This is a genomic window from Bacillus sp. GMs2/2, from assembly GCF_050172095.1.
Classification (GTDB): Bacteria; Bacillota; Bacilli; order Bacillales; family Bacillaceae_G; genus Bacillus_A; species Bacillus_A cereus.
On sequence record NZ_JBNLYE010000058.1, the window covers coordinates 1 to 20,545 of the forward strand.

Consider the following 20,545-nt stretch of genomic DNA (forward strand, 5'->3'; position numbering starts at 1 on the left):
TGTATTAGTATAATAGAAGTTTTAAATTAAACAAAAAAGGAAGGAGAATGAGGGATATGAACAGTGAACAAGTGTTTCAAGTAACAAAAACAGATTTATTAGGATCCTTAGGTGGAGCGGTAATATTAACATCATTTATTCTATTCCTTGCAAATGTATTAGTATGAGATATATAAATACAATCATTCAAAAAAAATAAAGACTCTAACGTATTAGTAAGTAGTTAATATGTTGGAGTCTTTTTTATATTCTTCTTATATACCCTCAAGTATTAAAGTTACCTCATTATCCAGCATTCATGGCTAATTAAACGCTGCGGTTGAAACTTGATTCAACGAATAATCAAAAATCCACTGAATAAAATCCCGCTTTATTTCAAAGAGAAAAAAGTCGAATTTTATATGTAAGAAAAAAAGAGGAATTTGACAGAAAAGATAGAAAATTTTAAAGGTCAGAATTTGTTAGCTTGCTAACTAATTTCTATTAATTAATGTTGGAAGCGTTTTCGGTTGGTTTTAAGTATGGACCATTTAATCTATTTACAGGGGGATGAAGATATTATGAAACAAAAATCTATGGATACGCTAGCTGCACAAATGGAGGACTTTTTTCCAGTACGTGATGTAGATCATTTGGAATTTTACGTAGGGAATGCAAAGCAATCGAGTTATTATCTTGCGAGAGCGTTCGGATTCAAAATTGTGGCTTACTCTGGATTAGAAACTGGAAACCGTGAAAAGGTATCTTATGTTCTTGTGCAAAAAAATATGCGTTTCGTTGTGTCTGGAGCTTTAAGTAGTGAAAATCGTATTGCAGAGTTTGTAAAGACTCATGGTGATGGCGTGAAGGATGTGGCACTACTTGTTGATGATGTTGATAAAGCATACTCAGAAGCAGTGAAACGTGGTGCCGTCGCAATTGCTCCACCGCAGGAATTAACAGATGAGGACGGTACATTGAAAAAAGCAGTTATTGGTACGTATGGTGATACAATTCATACGCTTGTAGAGCGTAAAAATTATAAAGGGGCATTTATGCCAGGATTCCAAAAGGTAGAATTTAATATTCCATTTGAGGAGTCTGGTTTAATTGCTGTTGATCATGTAGTTGGTAATGTTGAAAAAATGGAAGAGTGGGTTAGTTATTACGAGAATGTTATGGGCTTTAAACAAATGATTCATTTTGATGATGACGATATTAGTACAGAGTATTCGGCGTTAATGTCAAAAGTTATGACGAATGGAAGTCGTATTAAGTTTCCTATTAACGAACCAGCAGACGGAAAGAGAAAGTCACAAATTCAAGAGTATCTAGAATTCTATAATGGAGCTGGTGTACAACATCTTGCTTTATTAACAAGTGATATTGTTAAAACAGTTGAAGCGCTTCGTGCAAATGGGGTGGAGTTTTTAGATACACCTGATACTTATTACGATGAGCTAACTGCACGAGTTGGAAAAATCGATGAAGAAATTGATAAGTTAAAAGAATTAAAGATCTTAGTAGATCGTGATGATGAAGGTTACTTACTACAAATCTTTACGAAACCAATTGTAGATCGTCCGACTTTATTTATTGAAATCATTCAACGTAAAGGTTCTCGTGGATTTGGTGAAGGAAACTTTAAAGCGTTATTCGAATCAATTGAAAGAGAACAAGAGCGTCGCGGAAACTTATAAGATTTGTATCCACCAGCAAAAGTCCCTTTGCTGGTGGAAATTTCATTTTTATAAGGAGGAATCAGGATGAAATTTGTTACATTTCGTCTTCCTTCAAAAGAACTACGGGCTGGATGGCTTGAAGGTGACAAAGTAATAGATATGAATCTTGCTAGTGAAGGGGAAATCCCTTCTTCTATGATGGATTTTTTAGAGAAAGCGGATGAGTATGTAGAAGTAGTGCGGAATATTAAGAATCCAAATAAGGGTATATATGCTTTAGAAGAAGTACAATTGACAGCTGCTCTTCCTAATCCGAGTAGTATTCGAGATTTTTACGCATTTGAACAACATGTAAAAACAGCTCGTGGACGAAGAGGATTAGATGTTGTGCCTGAATGGTATGATATTCCGGTTTTTTATTTTACTAATCATCGTGCTGTAATTGGTTCCGGTGATTTTGTAATTGGTCCGAAAAAGTCTAAAAAGCTTGATTATGAGTTGGAGATTGCTTGCGTAATAGGAAGAGAAGGGCGAAATATTTCTCGAGAGCAAGCAGAGGAATATATTTTTGGTTATTGTATTATGAACGACTGGAGTGCGAGAGACTTACAAGCAACAGAAATGAAAGTAGGTCTCGGTCCAGCGAAAGGAAAAGACTTTGCAACTTCATTAGGAGCACATCTCGTTACGAAAGAGGAATTAGACGTTTATCGTAATGGTGATCGATATAATTTAGAAATGACTGCTCATGTAAATGGAAAACTATTATCAAAAGGAAACTTCCAAGATATTTACTATACATTTGCTGAAATGATTGAACGTGCTTCAGAGGACGTTACGTTATATCCAGGAGATGTGATTGGTTCTGGGACAGTAGGAACAGGATGTATTTTAGAACTGGGTACAGAAGAGTGGCTACAAGATGGAGATGTTGTAGAACTGTCGATTACTGGTTTAGGTACACTACGTAATACGATCAAAAAAGAAAAGGAAGCGGGTGATGGGCATGTTTTATCGTCACATGGGAGAACTACCTCATAAACGACATGTACAATTTCGTAAAAAAGATGGGTCGCTTTATCGTGAACAGGTAATGGGAACAAAAGGTTTTTCTGGTACGCAGTCTATTTTGTATCATCATTATATGCCAACAGAAGTAGGTCATTCTGCATTATCGCATTCTTGTCAGTTGCAGTATGAAGAGGATGTTGCTCTTTCTCATCGCCACTTTCGAACGAAAGAAAGTAAAAAAAGTGGTGATGCAATAAGTGGACGGAATTTCATACTTGGAAATGAAGATTTGTTAATTGGAGTAGTGAGTCCAACAGAAAAAATGGATTATTTCTATCGTAATGGTGATGGCGATGAAATGTTATTTGTTCATTATGGAACAGGGAAAATTGAAACGATGTTTGGAACGATTCACTATAGAAAAGGCGACTATGTAACGATTCCAATTGGAACGATTTATCGTGTTATTCCAGATGAAGGAGAGACTAAGTTTCTTGTTGTAGAGGCAAATAGCCAAATTACAACGCCGCGTCGTTATCGAAATGAATACGGACAATTGTTAGAGCATAGTCCGTTTTGTGAAAGAGATCTTCGTGGTCCAGAAAAATTAGAGACATATGATGAAAAAGGCGAGTTTGTCGTAATGACAAAATCAAGAGGCTATATGCATAAACATGTTTTAGGACACCACCCGTTAGATGTTGTTGGATGGGATGGCTATTTATATCCGTGGGTATTTAATGTAGAGGATTTTGAACCAATTACAGGGCGCATTCATCAGCCACCGCCAGTACATCAAACATTTGAAGGACATAATTTTGTTATTTGCTCTTTCGTACCACGTTTATACGATTATCATCCAGAGTCAATTCCAGCACCATATTATCATAGTAATGTTAATAGTGATGAAGTTCTTTACTATGTAGAAGGAAACTTTATGAGTCGCAAAGGTGTGGAAGAAGGTTCTATTACACTTCATCCGAGCGGGATTCCCCATGGACCGCATCCGGGGAAAACAGAGGCAAGTATAGGGAAGAAAGAGACGCTTGAATTAGCTGTTATGATAGACACATTCCGTCCGCTTCGTATTGTAAAACAAGCACATGAAACAGAAGATGAAAAGTATATGTATAGCTGGATTGAACAAGGTTCATATACTGTGAAATAAGTAAAAAAGGCATGCTCTCAATAAGGGGGCATGCCTTTTTCACGGAATCGACATGTATAATAATACCAAAAAAATAATGGGAAGATATATAGAAAGAATAATAAGGATCGTGCATATTCAGAAGAATTTCTACTTGTTTCGACAAAAGTATTGACTAGGAAAAGCGTAATGAGTAAAATAAAAAAGCGAATTAAAAATTTTCAGAAAATTTAAAACTTGGAGGAGTGAAAGATGAAGCAAATTTTTCAAAAGAAGCCAATTGCAAAGTTAATGCATGAAAGTAAGCAAAAAACGTTAGCAAGAACATTGGGTGCGCTAGATTTAACTATGCTTGGAATCGGAGCAATTGTTGGAACTGGTATTTTTGTTCTAACGGGTGTTGTGGCAGCGAAACATTCTGGGCCAGCTATTATATTATCATTTGCGATTGCCGCGTTAGCTTGTGCCTTTGCTGCATTTTGTTATGCTGAATTTGCTTCTTCAGTTCCTGTCTCGGGCAGTGTGTATACGTATACATACGCGACGATGGGGGAAGTGTTCGCATTTTTAATTGGCTGGGACTTAATGCTTGAATATTTACTTGCTACATCTGCTGTAGCAAACGGTTGGTCTGCATATTTTCAATCTTTATTAAAGGGGTTTGGAATTCACATTCCGACTATTCTCTCCTCGGCTCCTGGTACAGGAAAGGGTGGAATAATTGATCTACCTGCAGTTCTAATTATTTTAGTGATGACAGTTCTTTTATCTAGGGGTGTTCGTGAAAGTGCACGAGTAAATAACATTATGGTATTTATTAAAATAGCAGTTGTTCTTATTTTTATCTTTGCTGGTTTTAATTATGTGAAACCCGAAAACTGGACGCCCTTTATGCCATTTGGTTTAGATGGTGTAATGGCTGGAGCGGCTACAGTATTCTTCGCATTTATAGGATTTGATGCAGTTTCAACAGCGGCAGAAGAAGTGAAACGTCCGCAACGTGATTTACCAATTGGTATTATTGCATCGTTATTAATTTGTACAGTTCTTTATATCGTTGTTTCGCTTATTTTGACAGGAATTGTTCCATACGGCCAGCTAAATATATCAGATCCAGTTGCTTTTGCACTTCAATTTATTGGACAAGATGGTTTAGCGGGGGTAATTTCAGTAGGAGCAATTACAGGAATTACAACAGTAATGCTGGTTATGATGTATGGGCAAGTTCGTGTTTCTTATGCGATGAGCCGAGATGGTTTACTGCCGAAGCGTCTTGCTAAAGTTCATCCGAAATTTAAAACGCCATTTTTAAATACATGGACAACGGGGATTATTGCGGCACTGATTTCAGGATTAATAGATTTAAATGTTTTAGCACATCTTGTAAATATGGGGACATTGTCAGCATTTGCACTTGTAGCTGTTGCGGTAATCGTAATGAGAAGAACTCATCCAGACTTACCAAGGGCATTTAAGGCTCCGCTTGTACCATTTTTACCAGCATTAACAGTGATTTTCTGTTTATACTTAATGCTTCAATTATCAGGGACAGCGTGGATTAGTTTTGGGATATGGATGGTTATTGGTATAGCGGTTTACTTTTTATATAGCCGAAAACATAGTGCTTTAAATAATAGTAAAAAAGAAGAAGATGTTGCAAATTTATAAGCGAAAAAATCCATTCTAATTCTGTTAGAATGGATTTTTTTATTTGAAAATTTACATTTTTCTGAACTTGTTATAAGATAATTGTTGGCTAACTAAAGGGGTGGAATGATGAAAAATACGTGGCGTGAGTTAAGGGAGATGGACCGTAACGTATGGATTCGATTTATTGGAGAGACGTTAAATGGAATTGCAATGATGATGTTAATGCCTTTTTTTGCATTATATTTAAAAGATAAGGTAGATTCGTTGTTGGAAGTTGGGGTTATTATGGCGCTTTCTCCAATTGCTGCAAGCTTTGGATCACTTATAGGAGGGAGAATTGCTGACATATATGGAAGAAAGCCTATTATGATATTTTCTATGGCAAGTAATGCATTATTAATGCTCGGTTTTCTATTTATAGAAGGATTTATTCCATATGCAATTTTATCTATTTTTTTAGGGTTGAGTAATTCTTTATTTCATCCAGCTGCATCAGCTATGGTCGCAGATGTAACGGCACCAGAAAAAAGAACAGAGGCATATGGTTTATTACGAATGGGACACAATATAGGTGCTGCGATTGGTCCGATAATGGGAGCATCAGTAGTTGTGTTGTCAAAGAACCTTGTGTTTATTATTGCCTCTTCTACAATGCTATTTTATGCGTTACTTGTATTACTTCTTATTCAAGAGACGATGCCAAAAAGGACAGATAGGGAAGAACATAAAGAAAAGGAATCTGGGGCAGTTTGGAAAATTGTAATGCGAGATAAGGCATTAATGATTTACTTATTAGCAGGTATTATTATTTCGATGGGGTTTTCTCAAACGGAAGGCATGTTGCCACTACATTTTGATAATGAAATGAAGCGTATTTTTGGAACGAATAATCCATATCCATATTTAATGGCGTTAAACGGATTATTAGTTGTTTTATTCCAGTTTCAAATTTCAAAATGGGCTACGGATAAACCAGTCGGGAAGACGATGTTATATGGTGCATGTTTATTCGGGATTGGATTATTTTTTATAGGGTGGTTACCGAAGTGGTTTGGAGAATTTAATACAAATGCTACAATTATTTTAATAACACTACTGTTCGTTTATGCTATATATACGTTAGGTGAGATGATTATGTCGCCTGTACAGATGACATTTGTAGCAAATTTGGCCCCTGAGCATTTGAGAGGGACTTATATGGGAGCTGCAAGTTTGCAGTGGATTACAGGAAGCGCATTTGGTCCACTTTTGGGAGGTTTTTTATTAGATCGATTACTTGGTCACTTTCTATTTACAATTTTAGCTGTAGGATGTGTAGTTGCAGGTATTGTATATGTTTCTTTAGATCGCCTTGTGGAGCAAAGGCAAAAAGACACACTAACCAAACAATCTTCTTAGTGAATAGGTGACATACACAAAAAAGGGGATTTCTACATATTTTAGGTACATAACTAGATTAGATTGCCATTTTATTTTGTGTAGCTATATAGAAAATGAAATGAAAAACCAATAAGTGATGTTATTTAATTATTTATGGAAGTTACATTTTATTTCAAATAGGAACTACCTATTTTTATAAAAAGTGCTAAAATAGAAAAATGAAAACAATTGGTTAGGGTGATTTCATTGACGAAAATTAAATTAGGTTTATTATATGGTGGAAAATCAGCTGAGCATCAAGTTTCGCTACAGACGGCTCTTGCTGCTATTAAAGCGTTAAATCAAGATAAATTCGAGATTCATCCAATTTATATTACAGAACAAGGTCAATGGGTACGCGGTGAGCGTATTGAAGGCGAAGTAACAGATGTTGAAGCTTTAAAAATGAGCGGTGCAGAAAATGCGATTTCTCCGTTATCATTAAGTACAGAAATTATCCCATCTGCAGCTTCTGAGGATAATGCTATTGACGTTATTTTCCCATTACTACATGGACCAAACGGTGAAGATGGAACGGTTCAAGGACTATTAGAATTAATGAATATCCCTTATGTAGGAAATGGTGTTCTAGCATCATCTGCTGGTATGGATAAAGTTGTTATGAAAAACATCTTTGCAGAGGCTGGTTTAAAACAAGCAAAATATGCATCCTTCATTCGTAGTGCATGGGAAAAAAATCGTGAGGCAGCTTATTCTAAAGTAGAAGATAAGTTAGGATATCCTTGCTTCGTAAAACCAGCGAACCTTGGTTCAAGTGTTGGTATTAATAAGTGTAAAAATCGTGAAGAACTTGAGGATGCATTTGTAGAGGCATTCCAATTTGATCGCAAAATTATTGTAGAAGAAAATATTGTAGGTCGTGAAGTAGAAGTTGGGGTACTAGGTAATGATGAGCCGAAATGACAGAAGAAGAATCTAATGTAATTAAGCGTGATGCAATTATTGCATTCCAATCATTAGACGGTGCAGGTTTAACGCGAGCTGATTTCTTCTTAACGAAAGATGGAGAAGTGTATATTAACGAAGTAAACACAATGCCAGGATTTACACCGTTCAGTATGTTCCCTCTATTATGGCAACATACTGGGTTACCGTATCCAGAATTAATCGAAGAGCTAATTCGTTTAGCGATTGAACGTCACGAAGAAAAACAAAAAATTAAATATACAATCTAACAAAAAAGGAGGAAGCACTATTCGTAGGAATAGTGCTTCCTCTATGTAAGGAGCGTTTCTATATGATAAAGCGAATGTTAAAGCAAGTGGAACAGATGGTAAATGGTACTGGATTAGCAGAGCAATATGAGGGAATTACTATTCAAGGCGTGTCTATTGATACAAGAAAAATTGAAAAAGGAAACTTGTATGTTCCGATTCAAGGGGAGCGCTTTGATGGACATGCTTTTGTAGATAAAGCTGTTGAAAATGGAGCTGTGGCTACATTATGGATGAAAGATGTAGCGAATCCACCTGAGAATCTTCCGGTTATTTTTGTGGAAGACACGCTATCCGCATTGCAAATGTTAGCGAAAAACTATCGTGATCAATTGGATGTTAAAGTTGTAGGTGTAACGGGTAGTAACGGTAAAACATCTACGAAAGATATTGTAACAAGTCTTCTTGCGACTAAATTCAAAGTGCAAAAAACAGAAGGGAACTTCAATAACCATATCGGATTACCTCTTACCATTTTAAACTTAGAAGAAACTACAGAAGTAGCAGTATTAGAGATGGGTATGTCAAGCCGAGGCGAAATTGAATTCTTATCTAAGTTAGCTCGTCCTAATGCAGCTATCATTACGAATATTGGTGAGGCACATTTAATGGATTTAGGATCTCGTGAGGCAATTGCTGAAGCGAAATTAGAAATTGTTACAGGGTTACAAGAAGGTGGCGTGTTCGTATATAACGGAGATGAGCCTTTATTAACGAATCGTGTTCCTGAAATGAATTTAGCAACAGAAACGGTTACGTTTGGTGATGCAAGAGCAAACGATTATTATCCAACGACTGTAACATTACAAGCAACTGGGACACATTTCAAAATGAATAGAGATGAAAATATTTCATTCTACTTACCGGTGTTAGGAAAACATAATGTGTATAATACACTTGCTTCAATGGCAATTGCGAAACATTTTGGTGTAACGTGGGAAGAGATGAAAGAAGGTTTAGTAACACTTCAAATGACGGGCATGCGTATGGAAATTGTGAAAACAAATAGTGGTTTAACAATTATCAACGATGCTTATAATGCAAGTCCGACGGCTATGGAAGCAGCATTCCATTTAATGAATGGTTTAGATGGTTTTGCTAAAAAAATCGTTGTGCTCGGTGATATGTTAGAACTTGGAGATCAAGAAGTACAGTTCCATTATGAGGTAGGAAAATTAATCGATCCAGCAAAAATCTCGCATGTATTCACATACGGTAGATTAGGGGCTCAAATTGCTGAAGGAGCGAAAATTAATTTCCCTAATGAACGTGTAAAGGCGTATGATAATAAAGAAGAGTTAGTAAAAGATTTACAAGCAGTAGTCGATGTGAAAGATGTTGTATTAATAAAAGCATCTCGCGGTATGAAATTAGAAGAAGTAATTACGATGTTGAAATAATTGGTGTATATAAATAGGGATGATAGTTACGAAAATAGAAGAAACTTATAATAAGCGCTTACAGTAAATATAAAAAAATAAAAGTGAAGAAAAAAACTCTGAATATGAAAATAAGGTAACAGTTGGGTTTGCTTTTTACACATACAAAACTTATAATTGATAAAGTGTAATAACGTTTAGAAGTATTTTCGTGAAGAATATACGCCCGTTTATATACGTGAGCATTCAGGAAAAGGGCTTTTCCGCAAATTCGGAAAACGCCTTTTTTTAAATGATAAGTATAGGATAGAAAAGGAGAAGTAACATTGACAACATTTCGAGAATTAGGATTAAGTGATTCTTTACTGCAATCTGTTGAAAGTATGGGCTTTGAAGAGGCTACACCAATTCAAGCTGAAACAATTCCACATGCATTGCAAGGTAAAGATATTATTGGGCAAGCGCAAACAGGTACAGGGAAAACAGCAGCATTCGGATTACCACTATTAGATAAAGTGGATACACATAAAGAATCGGTTCAAGGTATTGTTATCGCGCCAACGCGTGAATTAGCAATTCAAGTTGGAGAAGAATTATACAAAATTGGTAAGCATAAACGTGTTCGCATTTTACCAATTTATGGTGGTCAAGATATTAACCGCCAAATTCGTGCTCTAAAAAAACACCCACACATTATTGTTGGTACGCCGGGTCGTATTTTAGATCATATTAACCGTAAAACACTTCGTCTGCAAAACGTAGAGACAGTTGTTCTTGACGAAGCGGATGAAATGTTAAACATGGGCTTCATTGAAGACATTGAAGCAATTTTAACAGATGTGCCAGAAACACATCAAACATTACTATTCTCAGCGACAATGCCGGATCCAATCCGCCGTATTGCTGAGCGTTTCATGACTGAGCCTCAACACATTAAAGTAAAAGCAAAAGAAGTAACAATGCCAAACATTCAGCAGTTCTATTTAGAAGTGCAAGAAAAGAAAAAGTTTGACGTGTTAACACGCTTATTAGATATTCAATCTCCAGAGCTTGCAATCGTATTCGGTCGTACAAAGCGCCGTGTTGATGAATTATCAGAAGCATTAAACTTACGTGGTTATGCTGCAGAAGGTATTCATGGTGATTTAACTCAGGCGAAACGTATGTCTGTATTACGTAAATTTAAAGAAGGTTCTATTGAAGTTCTTGTTGCAACAGACGTTGCTGCACGTGGTCTTGATATTTCAGGCGTAACGCACGTATATAACTTCGATATTCCACAAGATCCAGAATCATACGTTCACCGTATCGGTCGTACTGGTCGTGCAGGTAAAAAAGGTATTGCAATGCTATTTGTAACACCACGTGAATCAGGACAATTAAAAAATATCGAGCGTACAACAAAACGTAAAATGGACCGCATGGATGCACCGACACTTGACGAGGCATTAGAAGGTCAACAACGTTTAATCGCTGAAAAGCTTCAAAGCACAATTGAAAATGAAAACTTAGCATACTACAAGCGTATTGCAGAAGAAATGTTAGAAGAAAATGACTCTGTAACAGTAGTAGCTGCTGCTTTAAAAATGATGACTAAAGAGCCGGATACAACTCCGATCGCTTTAACATCAGAACCACCTGTTGTTTCAAGAGGCGGCGGTTCTAAAAAACGCGGCGGTAACGGAGGCGGATACCGTGATGGTAACCGTAATCGTAGTCGTGATGCACGCGGCGGTGGCGATGGACGTAACCGTGACCGTAACCGTGATGGACGTAATCGTGACGGAAACCGTGATCGCAATCGTGATGGTAACCGCGATCGTAATCGTGATGGTGGTAGTCGTGGTCGTAGAGGTGAAGGCCAAGGTCGCCCTGGTTCTTCAAATGGACGCGGCGAAAGAAAACATCATAGCCGTCCACAAGCTTAATAAAAAAAAGAGAATGCCCTTTGCGGGCATTCTCTTTTTTTATTTCTATAATTGTGCATACTACATAATAGTTATGATAGAAAAGGGGCTGTTATATGCTTGTAAGGCTTGGTTACGTTGCGATGAGTGTACATTTGAAGAATGCATCTCCATCTCAAACGATGACGTATGCACAGTTTCAGAAATTAGATGATCGTGCTGCTGCAATTCGTAAACTTGAAAGAATTGCTAATTCCAATTTAGAAAATTGTTTACGTTTATTAAAGCATAATAAAGGGCATGACATATCTTTCTTTCGGCTCAGTTCAAAGCTCATTCCTTTAGCGAATCATGAGGAATTGCTAGAGTGGAACTATATTCGTCCTTTAAAAGAAAATTTAAAAAAACTAGGTGAATATGCAGTTCATATGAATATGAGAATTGATTTCCATCCAGATCATTTTGTTGTACTAAATTCACCTGAGGAGAGTGTTTTTAAACAATCTGTAAAAACATTGCAGATGCACAAAAAATTATTAAAAGGTATGGGGATTGAACATAAGCAACGATGTGTACTGCATGTTGGAGGAGGATATAAAGATAAAGAACTTGCATTAGAGCGCTTTATAGAGAATTGGTCGAATGTCCCAAGGGGTATTCAAGAAATGATTATATTAGAAAATGATGATACAACCTTTACGTTAGAGGAAACATTATATTTAGGAGAAAAATTAGATATTCCCGTCGTATTTGACTTGCATCACCATATGATGAATAATGAGCAAGAAGATTGGTATGAAGATTGGGCACGTGTCGTTCATACGTGGGAAACGTCTTTGTTGCCGGTTAAAATGCATATCTCTAGCCCTAGAGAGGGAAAAGATCCAAGAGCTCATGCAGATTATATTAATGTAGAGGCATTTTTATCTTTTTTAAGAAGGATAAAGGGAAGTGTTCCGCAAATTGATTGTATGATTGAGGCGAAGATGAAGGATGAGTCTTTATTTCAATTAATGAGAGATTTAAGTGAACAAGTAGATGTAGAAATTATTGATGGTGCAAGCTTTTATATTAAATAAGCTTTGCACCATCGTTTTTTTTGGTTAAAAAAGGGGTTAAAATGCCACCGGTTATTAAACCTGTTAAATGACTGATCGGATTGGCAGAAGGGTTAAAGAAAGTAAATAGTAGTAATAGAAGAATCATAATTGAGAAAATGGCAATTTCTTTTGGTTTTGAAGAGCGGTATCGATTGTACAATAAAAATAACTGTGCACCTAATAGTCCGAAAATACCACCTGATGCACCTGCGTGAATATATTCAAGCGGCATAATAATATAAGAAGAAATATTTCCAGAAATTCCAGAGAGAAAAAATAGAATAAAAAAAGAAAAGTGTCCGAGTTGCTTTTCGATAGAAGAACCAAGAGCGAACAAAAAAATACTATTAGAAAGAAAATGTTGTAAGTCTACGTGTACGAGAAGAGAAGTTATGACACGCCACCATTCTCCTTTAGCGATATATTCATTAGAGGCTGCCAGTGGTAAGAGAAAAAAGTCGCCTAATATCATCATGACTAAATGAATAAGAAGTAAGGTAAGAATAGTCGGTTGTAAAGAAATATGAGTGGATTTTATTAGCATACGGTTACTTTCACCCCTTTTGCATCAGAAAGATTCTCTGTTATTCTTATCAATATGAAAGAAGAAAGTTAAATAGAAGAAGGGGATTTCGAAATGATTATAGGGATTGGTATCGATATTATTGAATTAAATCGTATTGAAAAAATGCTAGATGGAAAGCTTAAATTTATGGAACGTATTTTAACGGAAAATGAACGTAATGTTGCTATGGAGCTGAAAGGAAGTCGCCTTACAGAGTTTGTAGCTGGAAGGTTTGCAGCGAAAGAGGCGTATTCAAAAGCTGTAGGTACTGGTATCGGAAAAGAAGTGAGTTTTTTAGATATTGAAGTGAAAAATGATGAAAGAGGTAAGCCAATTCTGATTACAAGTACAGAGTATATTGTTCATTTATCAATTAGTCATAGTAAGGAATTTGCTGTTGCTCAAGTTGTTTTAGAAAGCTCGTCACGCTAGTCTGCATATTTTATATCTTTGTCTCATATATTTGAGGTAGCGATAAGGAAGGTACATCTTCCATTCATTTATAGGGGCAAAGGGGCTGAATTGATGAAAAGGCGTCTGTTTTTAGTTCTTGTCGGTTTGTTGACCGTTTTTGTGTTGGCGGGTTGTGTGGAAAAGAAGCAAGATGATGTCGTGAGAGATTTAGAATCAAAAGTAAAAGGGATGAAAAGTTATCAAGCTGAGGCAAAATTATCTATTAAAACAGGCAATGAGCCTCAAGAGTATAACGTAGAGATTTGGCATAAGGAACCGTCTTTTTATCGTGTGAATTTAAAGAATGCAAAAAAAGATCAGAGCCAAATTATTTTGAGAAATGAAGAAGGTGTATTTGTATTAACGCCAGCACTTAATAAGAGCTTCCGTTTTCAAAGTGATTGGCCGCAAAATAGTAGCCAGGCTTATTTATATGAATCACTTGTAAGAGATATTTTGCAGGACAAGAAAAACCTTACTTTTGAGAAAACAGATAAGTATTATATTTTTAAAACAAAAACAAACTATCAACATCAAAATATGTTGCCGAGACAAGAGATTACATTGAATAAGAGCGACTTGACTCCAGTTTCAGTGAAGTTAATGGATAATGATCAAAATGTTCTTGTGAAAGTAGATTTCTCTAAAGTGAAATTCGATGCGAAATTTGATAAAGGTGCATTTGATACGAAACAAAATATGTCTAGAGCACAGGTAGATGTTCAAACAACAGCGAAAGAAGACAAACCGTTTGCTATTTTGTATCCACTTGATACACCACAAGGTATGACTCTGCAAGATGAAAAAGAGTTGAAGACAGACAGTGGCAAGCGTGCGATACTCACATACACTGGAAATAAGAAATCCTTTACTTTAATACAAGAAAAGGCAAAAGTTGCAGAGGCGTCATCAGCGGTAAGTGTAAGTGGAGAACCAGTTGATCTTGGGTTTACGATTGGTGCATTAACGAAAGACTCTGTAACGTGGTCGCATAACGGAGTAGAATATATGCTCGTGTCTAAAGGTTTAGAGCCGAAGGAGCTGTTAATGGTTGCTCGTTCAGTTACAGCGAAGCAGGTGAAGTAAACTTCTTAGACGTGGTGATATATGTGCACCACGTCTTTTCTTAGTTTGAAGGTGGATTTCATAAAAGAAGCATATAAAAGAATAAGCTTCGCATATCGTGTATAAGGAAGTGTATTTATGGAAGAAGCACCATTTTACCGTGACACTTGGGTGGAAGTGGATTTAGATGCCATTTATAACAACGTTACACATATTAAAGAGTTCATCCCAAGTAATGTAGAGATTTTTGCTGTAGTTAAAGCAAACGCATATGGGCACGATTATGTACCGGTGGCTAAAACGGCATTAGAAGCAGGTGCAACAAGGTTAGCTGTTGCTTTTTTAGATGAAGCTTTAGTGCTTCGGAGGGCTGGTATTACTGAACCGATTTTAGTGTTAGGTCCCTCGCCGCCGCGTGATGTAAATGTAGCTGCTGAAAATGATGTAGCGCTAACTGTTTTTCAAAAAGAATGGGTGGAAGAAGCAATTAAACTTTGGGATGGTTCATCTGTAATGAAATTCCATATTAACTTTGATAGTGGTATGGGGAGAATTGGAATACGTGAAAGAAAAGAGCTAAAAGAATTTTTAAAGAGTTTAGAGGGTGCACCGTTTTTAGAGTTAGAAGGAGTATACACGCATTTTGCAACGGCAGATGAGGTTGAGACTTCGTATTTTGATAAGCAATATAACACGTTCTTGGAGCAGTTAAGTTGGTTGAAAGAATTCGGAGTGGATCCTAAGTTTGTTCATACAGCTAATAGTGCTGCGACGTTACGTTTTCAAGGGATTACATTTAATGCGGTGCGAATTGGGATTGCAATGTATGGATTATCTCCTTCTGTAGAAATACGTCCTTTTTTACCATTTGAATTAGAACCGGCGCTATCACTTCATACGAAAGTCGCTCATATTAAACAGGTAATTAAAGGTGATGGAATTAGTTATAACGTCACCTATCGAACGAAAACTGAAGAATGGATTGCGACTGTAGCGATTGGCTATGCAGATGGGTGGCTTAGAAGGTTACAAGGATTTGAAGTGCTTATAAATGGTAAAAGGGTACCGATTGTAGGGCGAGTAACAATGGATCAGTTCATGATTCATCTTCCTTGTGAAGTGCCACTTGGTACGAAAGTTACGCTTATTGGAAGGCAAGGAGATGAGTATATTAGCGCTACAGAGGTTGCGGAATACTCAGGGACTATTAATTATGAAATTATTGCAACGATCAGTTTCCGTGTGCCAAGAATATTTATACGGAATGGTAAGGTTGTAGAGATAATTAATTACTTGAACAATATATAGAAGGTAGTATGATTGCTTCTTGTCATTGGAGTGACTGTTCATTGCTGGATAATAAGCTCTTTTTGATGAGAAGCTTTTTACTTATAATCATTTTTTATATAAGTTGCACGTAAGTTTTGAAGAGGGGTTCTATTGTTTTGAGTTAGGTATGAGATAAAAAATTTAAGAAGATGAATGTTTTGTTTGTGAATTGGAAAACATAAGCAAGGAATAAGGAAGTCTTTGCAACAGGCTCCATACAATGGTATTATTACAATAGGTGTCATATATATATTTGGGTGTGTAGTTGACGGTGGAGGTGTATTTTTGTGTCCGAATCAAGTGTAACTACTGAAATCGTGGTTCGGTTGCCAAAGCAAATGGTAACGGAATTGGACGGAATTGGAAAACAAGAGAATAAGAATCGCCATGAACTAATTTGCCAGGCAACACAATTGTTATTGCGTCAACATAAGACGAAGAAACGCTACCAACATGAATCAATGCGACGTGGGTACATTGAAATGGGAAAAATTAATCTTGGTATTGCATCTGAAGCTTTCTTAGCAGAGTATGAAGCAGCTCATACAGTAGAACGCTTAGTTAGCGGGGGGTAATATTTTGATTGTAAAACGCGGCGACGTGTATTTTGCAGACCTTTCCCCAGTTGTTGGTTCTGAGCAAGGAGGCGTTCGTCCGGTTCTTGTCATTCAAAATGACATCGGAAATCGTTTTAGTCCAACGGTGATTGTAGCGGCTATTACTGCACAGATTCAAAAAGCGAAATTACCCACTCATGTGGAAATTGATGCGAAAAAGTATGGTTTTGAGAGAGATTCTGTTATTTTACTTGAGCAGATTCGAACAATCGATAAGCAACGCTTAACGGACAAAATCACTCATTTGGATGAAGTGATGATGAGTCGTGTAGATGAAGCGTTACAAATTAGTTTAGGACTAATAGATTTTTAAATCGGCAGTTTAAGTTGCTCTCTTTGAAGGGCAACTTTTTTTATTATAGAGGAGGTTACGGTTGTATATGGAAATGGTAGATAATCGACAAGCGTTAATGAAAATGTTAGTGAAAGAATTAGGCTTTACCGAAAAGCAAGTTCGTCATGTTATTCAATTAACAGAAGAAGGTAACACAGTTCCATTTATTGCTCGTTACCGAAAAGAATGGACAGGCTCTTTAGATGAGGTGCAAATTCGTACGATTTTAGAGAGATGGCAATATATGATGCAACTTGAAGATAGGAAGGAAGAAGTTCTTCGTCTTATTGATGAGAAGGGGAAACTGACAGAAGAGCTACGACAGCAAATTGTTAAAGCTACAAAGTTGCAAGAAGTAGAAGATCTATATCGTCCATATAAAGAGAAAAGAAGAACGAAAGCGACAATCGCTAAAGAAAAGGGATTAGAACCATTAGCTGAATGGTTATTGTTATATAAAAAAGAAGATCCGGCTAAAAAGGCAGTGGAATTTATTAATGTAGAGAAAGAAGTGCAATCTGCAGAAGAAGCTTTACAAGGTGCACAAGACATTATTGCAGAAATGGTTTCAGATGAAGCTGCGTATCGTAGTTGGATTCGAAATGTTACTTTTAGAAAAGGTGTTATGTCTTCGTCCGTGAAAGATGAAGAAAAAGATGAAAAGAATATATATGAAATGTATTACAGTTATGAAGAACCATTGCAAAAAGTAGTACCACATCGTGTATTAGCAATGAATCGTGGCGAGAAAGAAGATATATTGAGAGTTGCTGTTGTTCCGCCAGTAGATGAGATAGTAACTTTCTTAAATAAGAAAGTAATTCGTGATAACGATTCGAAAAGTGCACATTATGTACAATTAGCGATTGAAGATGGTTATAAACGATTAATTCAATCTTCAATCGAAAGAGAAATTCGTAAAGAATTAACAGAAACAGCTGAAGAACAAGCGATACATATTTTCTCTGAGAACTTACGTAACTTATTATTACAACCTCCGATGAAAGGGAAAGTCGTGCTAGCGGTAGATCCGGCATATAGAACTGGTTGTAAATTGTCTGTAGTAGATGATACGGGGAAAGTACTACATATCGATGTTATTTATCCGCATCCACCTGTTCGTAAATATGATGATGCAAAAACGAAAGTTCTTTCTATTATAGATAAATATCAAGTTGAAATGATTGCAATTGGTAATGGGACAGCATCTAGAGAAACAGAAGAGTTTATAGTAGATGTATTGCAAAGTGTGAACCGAGATGTCTTTTATATTATTGTAAATGAAGCGGGTGCTAGTGTATATTCAGCTTCTGATTTAGCTCGTGAGGAATTCCCAAATTTACAAGTTGAAGAGAGAAGTGCCGTTTCTATTGGAAGACGTCTGCAAGATCCACTTGCTGAACTTGTGAAAATTGATCCTAAATCAGTTGGGGTTGGACAATACCAACATGATGTATCTCAAAAGAGACTGAATGAGTCATTAACATTTGTAGTAGAAACAGCTGTTAACCAAGTTGGGGTTAATGTAAATACGGCTTCGGTTGCATTGTTACAATATGTTTCAGGTTTATCGAAAACTGTTGCGAAAAATATTGTGGCAAAGAGAGAAGAAGATGGGAAATTCACAAAGCGCACGGAATTAAAGAAAATCCCGCGTTTAGGTGCAAAGACGTATGAACAATGTATAGGTTTCTTACGTATACTAGAAGGAGCGAATCCATTAGATCGAACAGGTATTCATCCAGAGCAATATAAAAATGTTGAATTGTTATTGAAGAGTCTAGGGTTATCGATAGATGACGTAGGACAACCGCAATTACAAAAGAGATTGGAAGAAGTAGAGATTTCTAAGTTATCTCAAGAAACAGGAGTTGGGGAGCCGACGTTAGTTGATATTATAGATGCGCTTATTAGTCCAGAAAGAGATATGAGGGATGAGTTGCCTAAACCACTTCTGAAAAAAGGGATTTTGAAATTAGAAGATTTAAAACGTGGTATGGAACTAGAAGGAACAGTTCGTAACGTTGTTGATTTTGGTGCTTTTGTTGATGTTGGCGTAAAGCAAGATGGTTTAGTACATATTTCTAAACTTAGCAAACAGTTTGTAAAGCATCCGTTAGATGTTGTGTCAGTAGGGAAAATTGTAAAAGTATGGGTAGATGATATTGATACAAAAAAAGGACGCGTTGCACTATCTATGTTGCCGATTGAATAGTAAGAGAAGAGAGCAGACGAAACTGCTCTTTTTTTATGGAATAAAAAGTGTAATGGATTATGAGCTTTGATGTATTTTGCTATAATAAAACCAGCATTCATTTAATAATTTAATTTGATACCGGTTTTTTTCGAAATATGCACGTTGCATTTGTTTTTTTAGCCACGTAGGCATAGGAATCCCTCCTTGTTTAATCCTGCTCTCAAAAATCTAAAATGCTATTGATGAGAGGTTGGTGAGTGGATTTCTATTCATGTTTTGTTTTTAGAAACCACGTTTCTTACATGAGGATGGGTATATGTACTATCTAATATATGTATAAGAAGGGAGAAAAGTGTAAAAATATTTTTTTGTTTAGGAGGAATGAGAGTGGATGAGCAAGAAATTCAGCGACTAGTGGAAGAAGTGTCACTACAATACTTTGAGGTACCGTTCTTACATAAAGCAGTGTTTAATAATAGATTACGTACAACTGGTGGGCGTTATTTATTGAAGAGTCATAATATCGAACTGAATTATCGATATTACGAAGTGTATGGTGAAGAAGAGTTAGTCGGGATTATTAAACATGAGCTTTGTCATTATCACTTACATATTGCAGGAAGAGGGTATAAGCACAGGGACAGGGAATTTCGTGAGTTGTTAAAGAAAGTTGATGCACCACGTTTTTGTAAACAAATGATTAATGAAGAGAAGGAAAAAAAGATTTATAAGTATGAATGTATGGAGTGTTCACTTCAATATGTAAGAAGGCGTCAAATAAATACAAAAAGATATGTCTGTGGAAAGTGTAAAGGGAAACTCAAACCGATATCGAAAAAATCTTGACAGTAAAAACGCAATCCAGTATATTATAAACATGTCACGTTTGAACAAGATGTTGTTAAAAACTTCTTGACTTACAGAGAGAATTTTTATAAGATACAAATTGTCTTCATTATTCCGCAGTAGCTCAGTGGTAGAGCTATCGGCTGTTAACCGATCGGTCGTAGGTTCGAGTCCTACCTGCGGAGCCATACAGAGAAGTACCCAAGTGGCTCAAGGGGCTCCCCTGCTAAGGGAGTAGATCGCTAACGCGGTGCGAGGGTTCGAATCCCTTCTTCTCTGCCATACATATTGGCCCGTTGGTCAAGTGGTTAAGACACCGCCCTTTCACGGCGGTAACACGGGTTCGAATCCCGTACGGGTCACCACTTTTGGAGGATTAGCTCAGCTGGGAGAGCACCTGCCTTACAAGCAGGGGGTCGGCGGTTCGATCCCGTCATCCTCCACCATATAATTTTATATGAATAGTATTGTCGCGGGGTGGAGCAGCACGGTAGCTCGTCGGGCTCATAACCCGAAGGTCGCAGGTTCAAATCCTGTCCCCGCAACCAAATGGTCCCGTGGTGTAGTGGTTAACATGCCTGCCTGTCACGCAGGAGATCGCCGGTTCGACCCCGGTCGGGACCGCCATTT

18 protein-coding genes, 6 tRNA genes and 1 pseudogene are annotated in these 20,545 nt (G+C 36.9%); 23 read left to right on the forward strand and 2 right to left on the reverse strand.

Annotation, left to right across the window (positions count from 1 at the left end):
* Window positions 1–56: 56 nt before the first annotated feature.
* The 10 genes and pseudogenes from ACQGS6_RS10570 (at window position 57) to uvsE (ending at window position 12,488) form a co-directional block, all read left to right on the forward strand.
* The gene (locus ACQGS6_RS10570) at window positions 57–167 is read left to right on the forward strand and encodes a DUF3948 family protein (RefSeq protein ID WP_001083690.1); all 111 of its coding nucleotides are present in this window, start codon (window positions 57–59) and stop codon (window positions 165–167) included.
* Window positions 168–560: 393 nt separating this feature from the next.
* Window positions 561–1,679 (forward strand): 4-hydroxyphenylpyruvate dioxygenase, encoded by a 1,119-nt coding sequence (gene hppD, locus ACQGS6_RS10575; RefSeq protein ID WP_000810922.1) that lies wholly within the window; start codon window positions 561–563, stop codon window positions 1,677–1,679.
* Between the two features lie 66 nt (window positions 1,680–1,745).
* The gene (locus tag ACQGS6_RS10580; RefSeq protein WP_000673999.1) at window positions 1,746–2,702 is read left to right on the forward strand and encodes a fumarylacetoacetate hydrolase family protein; all 957 of its coding nucleotides are present in this window, start codon (window positions 1,746–1,748) and stop codon (window positions 2,700–2,702) included.
* Complete coding sequence (locus ACQGS6_RS10585) at window positions 2,668–3,840, forward strand: homogentisate 1,2-dioxygenase (RefSeq protein ID WP_013141710.1); 1,173 nt, start codon at window positions 2,668–2,670, stop codon at window positions 3,838–3,840. Before ACQGS6_RS10580 ends, ACQGS6_RS10585 begins: the two co-directional genes overlap by 35 nt.
* A gap of 231 nt (window positions 3,841–4,071) precedes the next feature.
* Complete coding sequence (locus ACQGS6_RS10590) at window positions 4,072–5,487, forward strand: amino acid permease (protein ID WP_000809349.1); 1,416 nt, start codon at window positions 4,072–4,074, stop codon at window positions 5,485–5,487.
* A 108-nt stretch (window positions 5,488–5,595) separates the two neighbouring features.
* Window positions 5,596–6,867 (forward strand): MDR family MFS transporter, encoded by a 1,272-nt coding sequence (locus ACQGS6_RS10595; protein WP_000799724.1) that lies wholly within the window; start codon window positions 5,596–5,598, stop codon window positions 6,865–6,867.
* A 228-nt stretch (window positions 6,868–7,095) separates the two neighbouring features.
* Window positions 7,096–8,084: pseudogene (locus ACQGS6_RS10600) on the forward strand (D-alanine--D-alanine ligase family protein).
* 62 nt (window positions 8,085–8,146) lie between these two features.
* The gene (gene murF, locus ACQGS6_RS10605) at window positions 8,147–9,523 is read left to right on the forward strand and encodes a UDP-N-acetylmuramoyl-tripeptide--D-alanyl-D-alanine ligase (RefSeq protein WP_000595964.1); all 1,377 of its coding nucleotides are present in this window, start codon (window positions 8,147–8,149) and stop codon (window positions 9,521–9,523) included.
* A 305-nt stretch (window positions 9,524–9,828) separates the two neighbouring features.
* Window positions 9,829–11,430: a DEAD/DEAH box helicase gene (locus tag ACQGS6_RS10610; protein ID WP_000206585.1), complete on the forward strand. Its 1,602-nt coding sequence runs from the start codon at window positions 9,829–9,831 to the stop codon at window positions 11,428–11,430.
* 95 nt (window positions 11,431–11,525) lie between these two features.
* A complete protein-coding gene (gene uvsE, locus ACQGS6_RS10615; protein WP_000961161.1) occupies window positions 11,526–12,488 on the forward strand; it encodes a UV DNA damage repair endonuclease UvsE in 963 nt (320 codons plus the stop codon).
* On the opposite strand, the gene ACQGS6_RS10620 is transcribed toward uvsE, so the two are convergent.
* Window positions 12,481–13,053: a rhomboid family intramembrane serine protease gene (locus ACQGS6_RS10620; protein WP_074625534.1), complete on the reverse strand. Its 573-nt coding sequence runs from the start codon at window positions 13,051–13,053 to the stop codon at window positions 12,481–12,483. The genes uvsE and ACQGS6_RS10620 overlap by 8 nt on opposite strands.
* A gap of 93 nt (window positions 13,054–13,146) precedes the next feature.
* Here ACQGS6_RS10620 and acpS point away from each other — a divergent pair, with 93 nt between their 5' ends.
* The 6 genes from acpS (at window position 13,147) to ACQGS6_RS10650 (ending at window position 19,087) form a co-directional block, all read left to right on the forward strand.
* Window positions 13,147–13,506: a holo-ACP synthase gene (gene acpS, locus ACQGS6_RS10625; RefSeq protein WP_000583417.1), complete on the forward strand. Its 360-nt coding sequence runs from the start codon at window positions 13,147–13,149 to the stop codon at window positions 13,504–13,506.
* 156 nt (window positions 13,507–13,662) lie between these two features.
* Window positions 13,663–14,613, forward strand: coding sequence for a LolA family protein (locus tag ACQGS6_RS10630; RefSeq protein ID WP_002004297.1), 951 nt, complete (start codon window positions 13,663–13,665; stop codon window positions 14,611–14,613).
* Window positions 14,614–14,730: 117 nt separating this feature from the next.
* Entirely contained in the window at window positions 14,731–15,900 is a 1,170-nt protein-coding gene (gene alr, locus ACQGS6_RS10635) for an alanine racemase (protein WP_000390617.1), read from the forward strand.
* A gap of 308 nt (window positions 15,901–16,208) precedes the next feature.
* Window positions 16,209–16,496 (forward strand): antitoxin EndoAI, encoded by a 288-nt coding sequence (locus ACQGS6_RS10640; protein ID WP_000004570.1) that lies wholly within the window; start codon window positions 16,209–16,211, stop codon window positions 16,494–16,496.
* A 4-nt stretch (window positions 16,497–16,500) separates the two neighbouring features.
* On the forward strand, window positions 16,501–16,851 hold the full coding sequence (gene ndoA, locus ACQGS6_RS10645; RefSeq protein ID WP_000635965.1) for a type II toxin-antitoxin system endoribonuclease NdoA: 351 nt from the start codon (window positions 16,501–16,503) through the stop codon (window positions 16,849–16,851).
* Between the two features lie 67 nt (window positions 16,852–16,918).
* On the forward strand, window positions 16,919–19,087 hold the full coding sequence (locus tag ACQGS6_RS10650; protein WP_044306890.1) for a Tex family protein: 2,169 nt from the start codon (window positions 16,919–16,921) through the stop codon (window positions 19,085–19,087).
* Between the two features lie 57 nt (window positions 19,088–19,144).
* Here ACQGS6_RS10650 and cmpA read toward each other — a convergent pair whose 3' ends face one another.
* A complete protein-coding gene (cmpA, locus tag ACQGS6_RS10655) occupies window positions 19,145–19,261 on the reverse strand; it encodes a cortex morphogenetic protein CmpA (RefSeq protein WP_001143642.1) in 117 nt (38 codons plus the stop codon).
* A gap of 195 nt (window positions 19,262–19,456) precedes the next feature.
* On the opposite strand from cmpA, the gene ACQGS6_RS10660 reads away from it, so the two are divergent.
* The 7 genes from ACQGS6_RS10660 to ACQGS6_RS10690 all read left to right on the forward strand — a co-directional run bounded on the left by ACQGS6_RS10660 (window position 19,457) and on the right by ACQGS6_RS10690 (window position 20,542).
* Complete coding sequence (locus tag ACQGS6_RS10660; protein WP_047385515.1) at window positions 19,457–19,915, forward strand: SprT family protein; 459 nt, start codon at window positions 19,457–19,459, stop codon at window positions 19,913–19,915.
* A gap of 113 nt (window positions 19,916–20,028) precedes the next feature.
* Window positions 20,029–20,103 (forward strand) — tRNA-Asn (locus ACQGS6_RS10665).
* Between the two features lie 3 nt (window positions 20,104–20,106).
* A tRNA-Ser gene (locus tag ACQGS6_RS10670) sits at window positions 20,107–20,197 on the forward strand.
* An 8-nt stretch (window positions 20,198–20,205) separates the two neighbouring features.
* A tRNA-Glu gene (locus tag ACQGS6_RS10675) sits at window positions 20,206–20,280 on the forward strand.
* A 5-nt stretch (window positions 20,281–20,285) separates the two neighbouring features.
* A tRNA-Val gene (locus ACQGS6_RS10680) sits at window positions 20,286–20,361 on the forward strand.
* A gap of 25 nt (window positions 20,362–20,386) precedes the next feature.
* Window positions 20,387–20,463 (forward strand) — tRNA-Met (locus ACQGS6_RS10685).
* A gap of 3 nt (window positions 20,464–20,466) precedes the next feature.
* Window positions 20,467–20,542, forward strand: a tRNA-Asp gene (locus tag ACQGS6_RS10690).
* Window positions 20,543–20,545: the final 3 nt, after the last annotated feature.

What these genes read in the sequence shown, in the direction of transcription:
- ACQGS6_RS10570 (WP_001083690.1), top strand. Translation starts at nt 57, where the DNA reads ATGAACAGTGAACAAGTGTTTCAAGTAACAAAAACAGATTTATTAGGA.
- hppD (WP_000810922.1), top strand. Translation starts at nt 561, where the DNA reads ATGAAACAAAAATCTATGGATACGCTAGCTGCACAAATGGAGGACTTT.
- ACQGS6_RS10580 (WP_000673999.1), top strand. Translation starts at nt 1,746, where the DNA reads ATGAAATTTGTTACATTTCGTCTTCCTTCAAAAGAACTACGGGCTGGA.
- ACQGS6_RS10585 (WP_013141710.1), top strand. Translation starts at nt 2,668, where the DNA reads ATGTTTTATCGTCACATGGGAGAACTACCTCATAAACGACATGTACAA.
- ACQGS6_RS10590 (WP_000809349.1), top strand. Translation starts at nt 4,072, where the DNA reads ATGAAGCAAATTTTTCAAAAGAAGCCAATTGCAAAGTTAATGCATGAA.
- ACQGS6_RS10595 (WP_000799724.1), top strand. Translation starts at nt 5,596, where the DNA reads ATGAAAAATACGTGGCGTGAGTTAAGGGAGATGGACCGTAACGTATGG.
- murF (WP_000595964.1), top strand. Translation starts at nt 8,147, where the DNA reads ATGATAAAGCGAATGTTAAAGCAAGTGGAACAGATGGTAAATGGTACT.
- uvsE (WP_000961161.1), top strand. Translation starts at nt 11,526, where the DNA reads ATGCTTGTAAGGCTTGGTTACGTTGCGATGAGTGTACATTTGAAGAAT.
- ACQGS6_RS10620 (WP_074625534.1), bottom strand. Translation starts at nt 13,053, where the DNA reads ATGCTAATAAAATCCACTCATATTTCTTTACAACCGACTATTCTTACC.
- acpS (WP_000583417.1), top strand. Translation starts at nt 13,147, where the DNA reads ATGATTATAGGGATTGGTATCGATATTATTGAATTAAATCGTATTGAA.
- alr (WP_000390617.1), top strand. Translation starts at nt 14,731, where the DNA reads ATGGAAGAAGCACCATTTTACCGTGACACTTGGGTGGAAGTGGATTTA.
- ACQGS6_RS10650 (WP_044306890.1), top strand. Translation starts at nt 16,919, where the DNA reads ATGGAAATGGTAGATAATCGACAAGCGTTAATGAAAATGTTAGTGAAA.
- cmpA (WP_001143642.1), bottom strand. Translation starts at nt 19,261, where the DNA reads ATGCCTACGTGGCTAAAAAAACAAATGCAACGTGCATATTTCGAAAAA.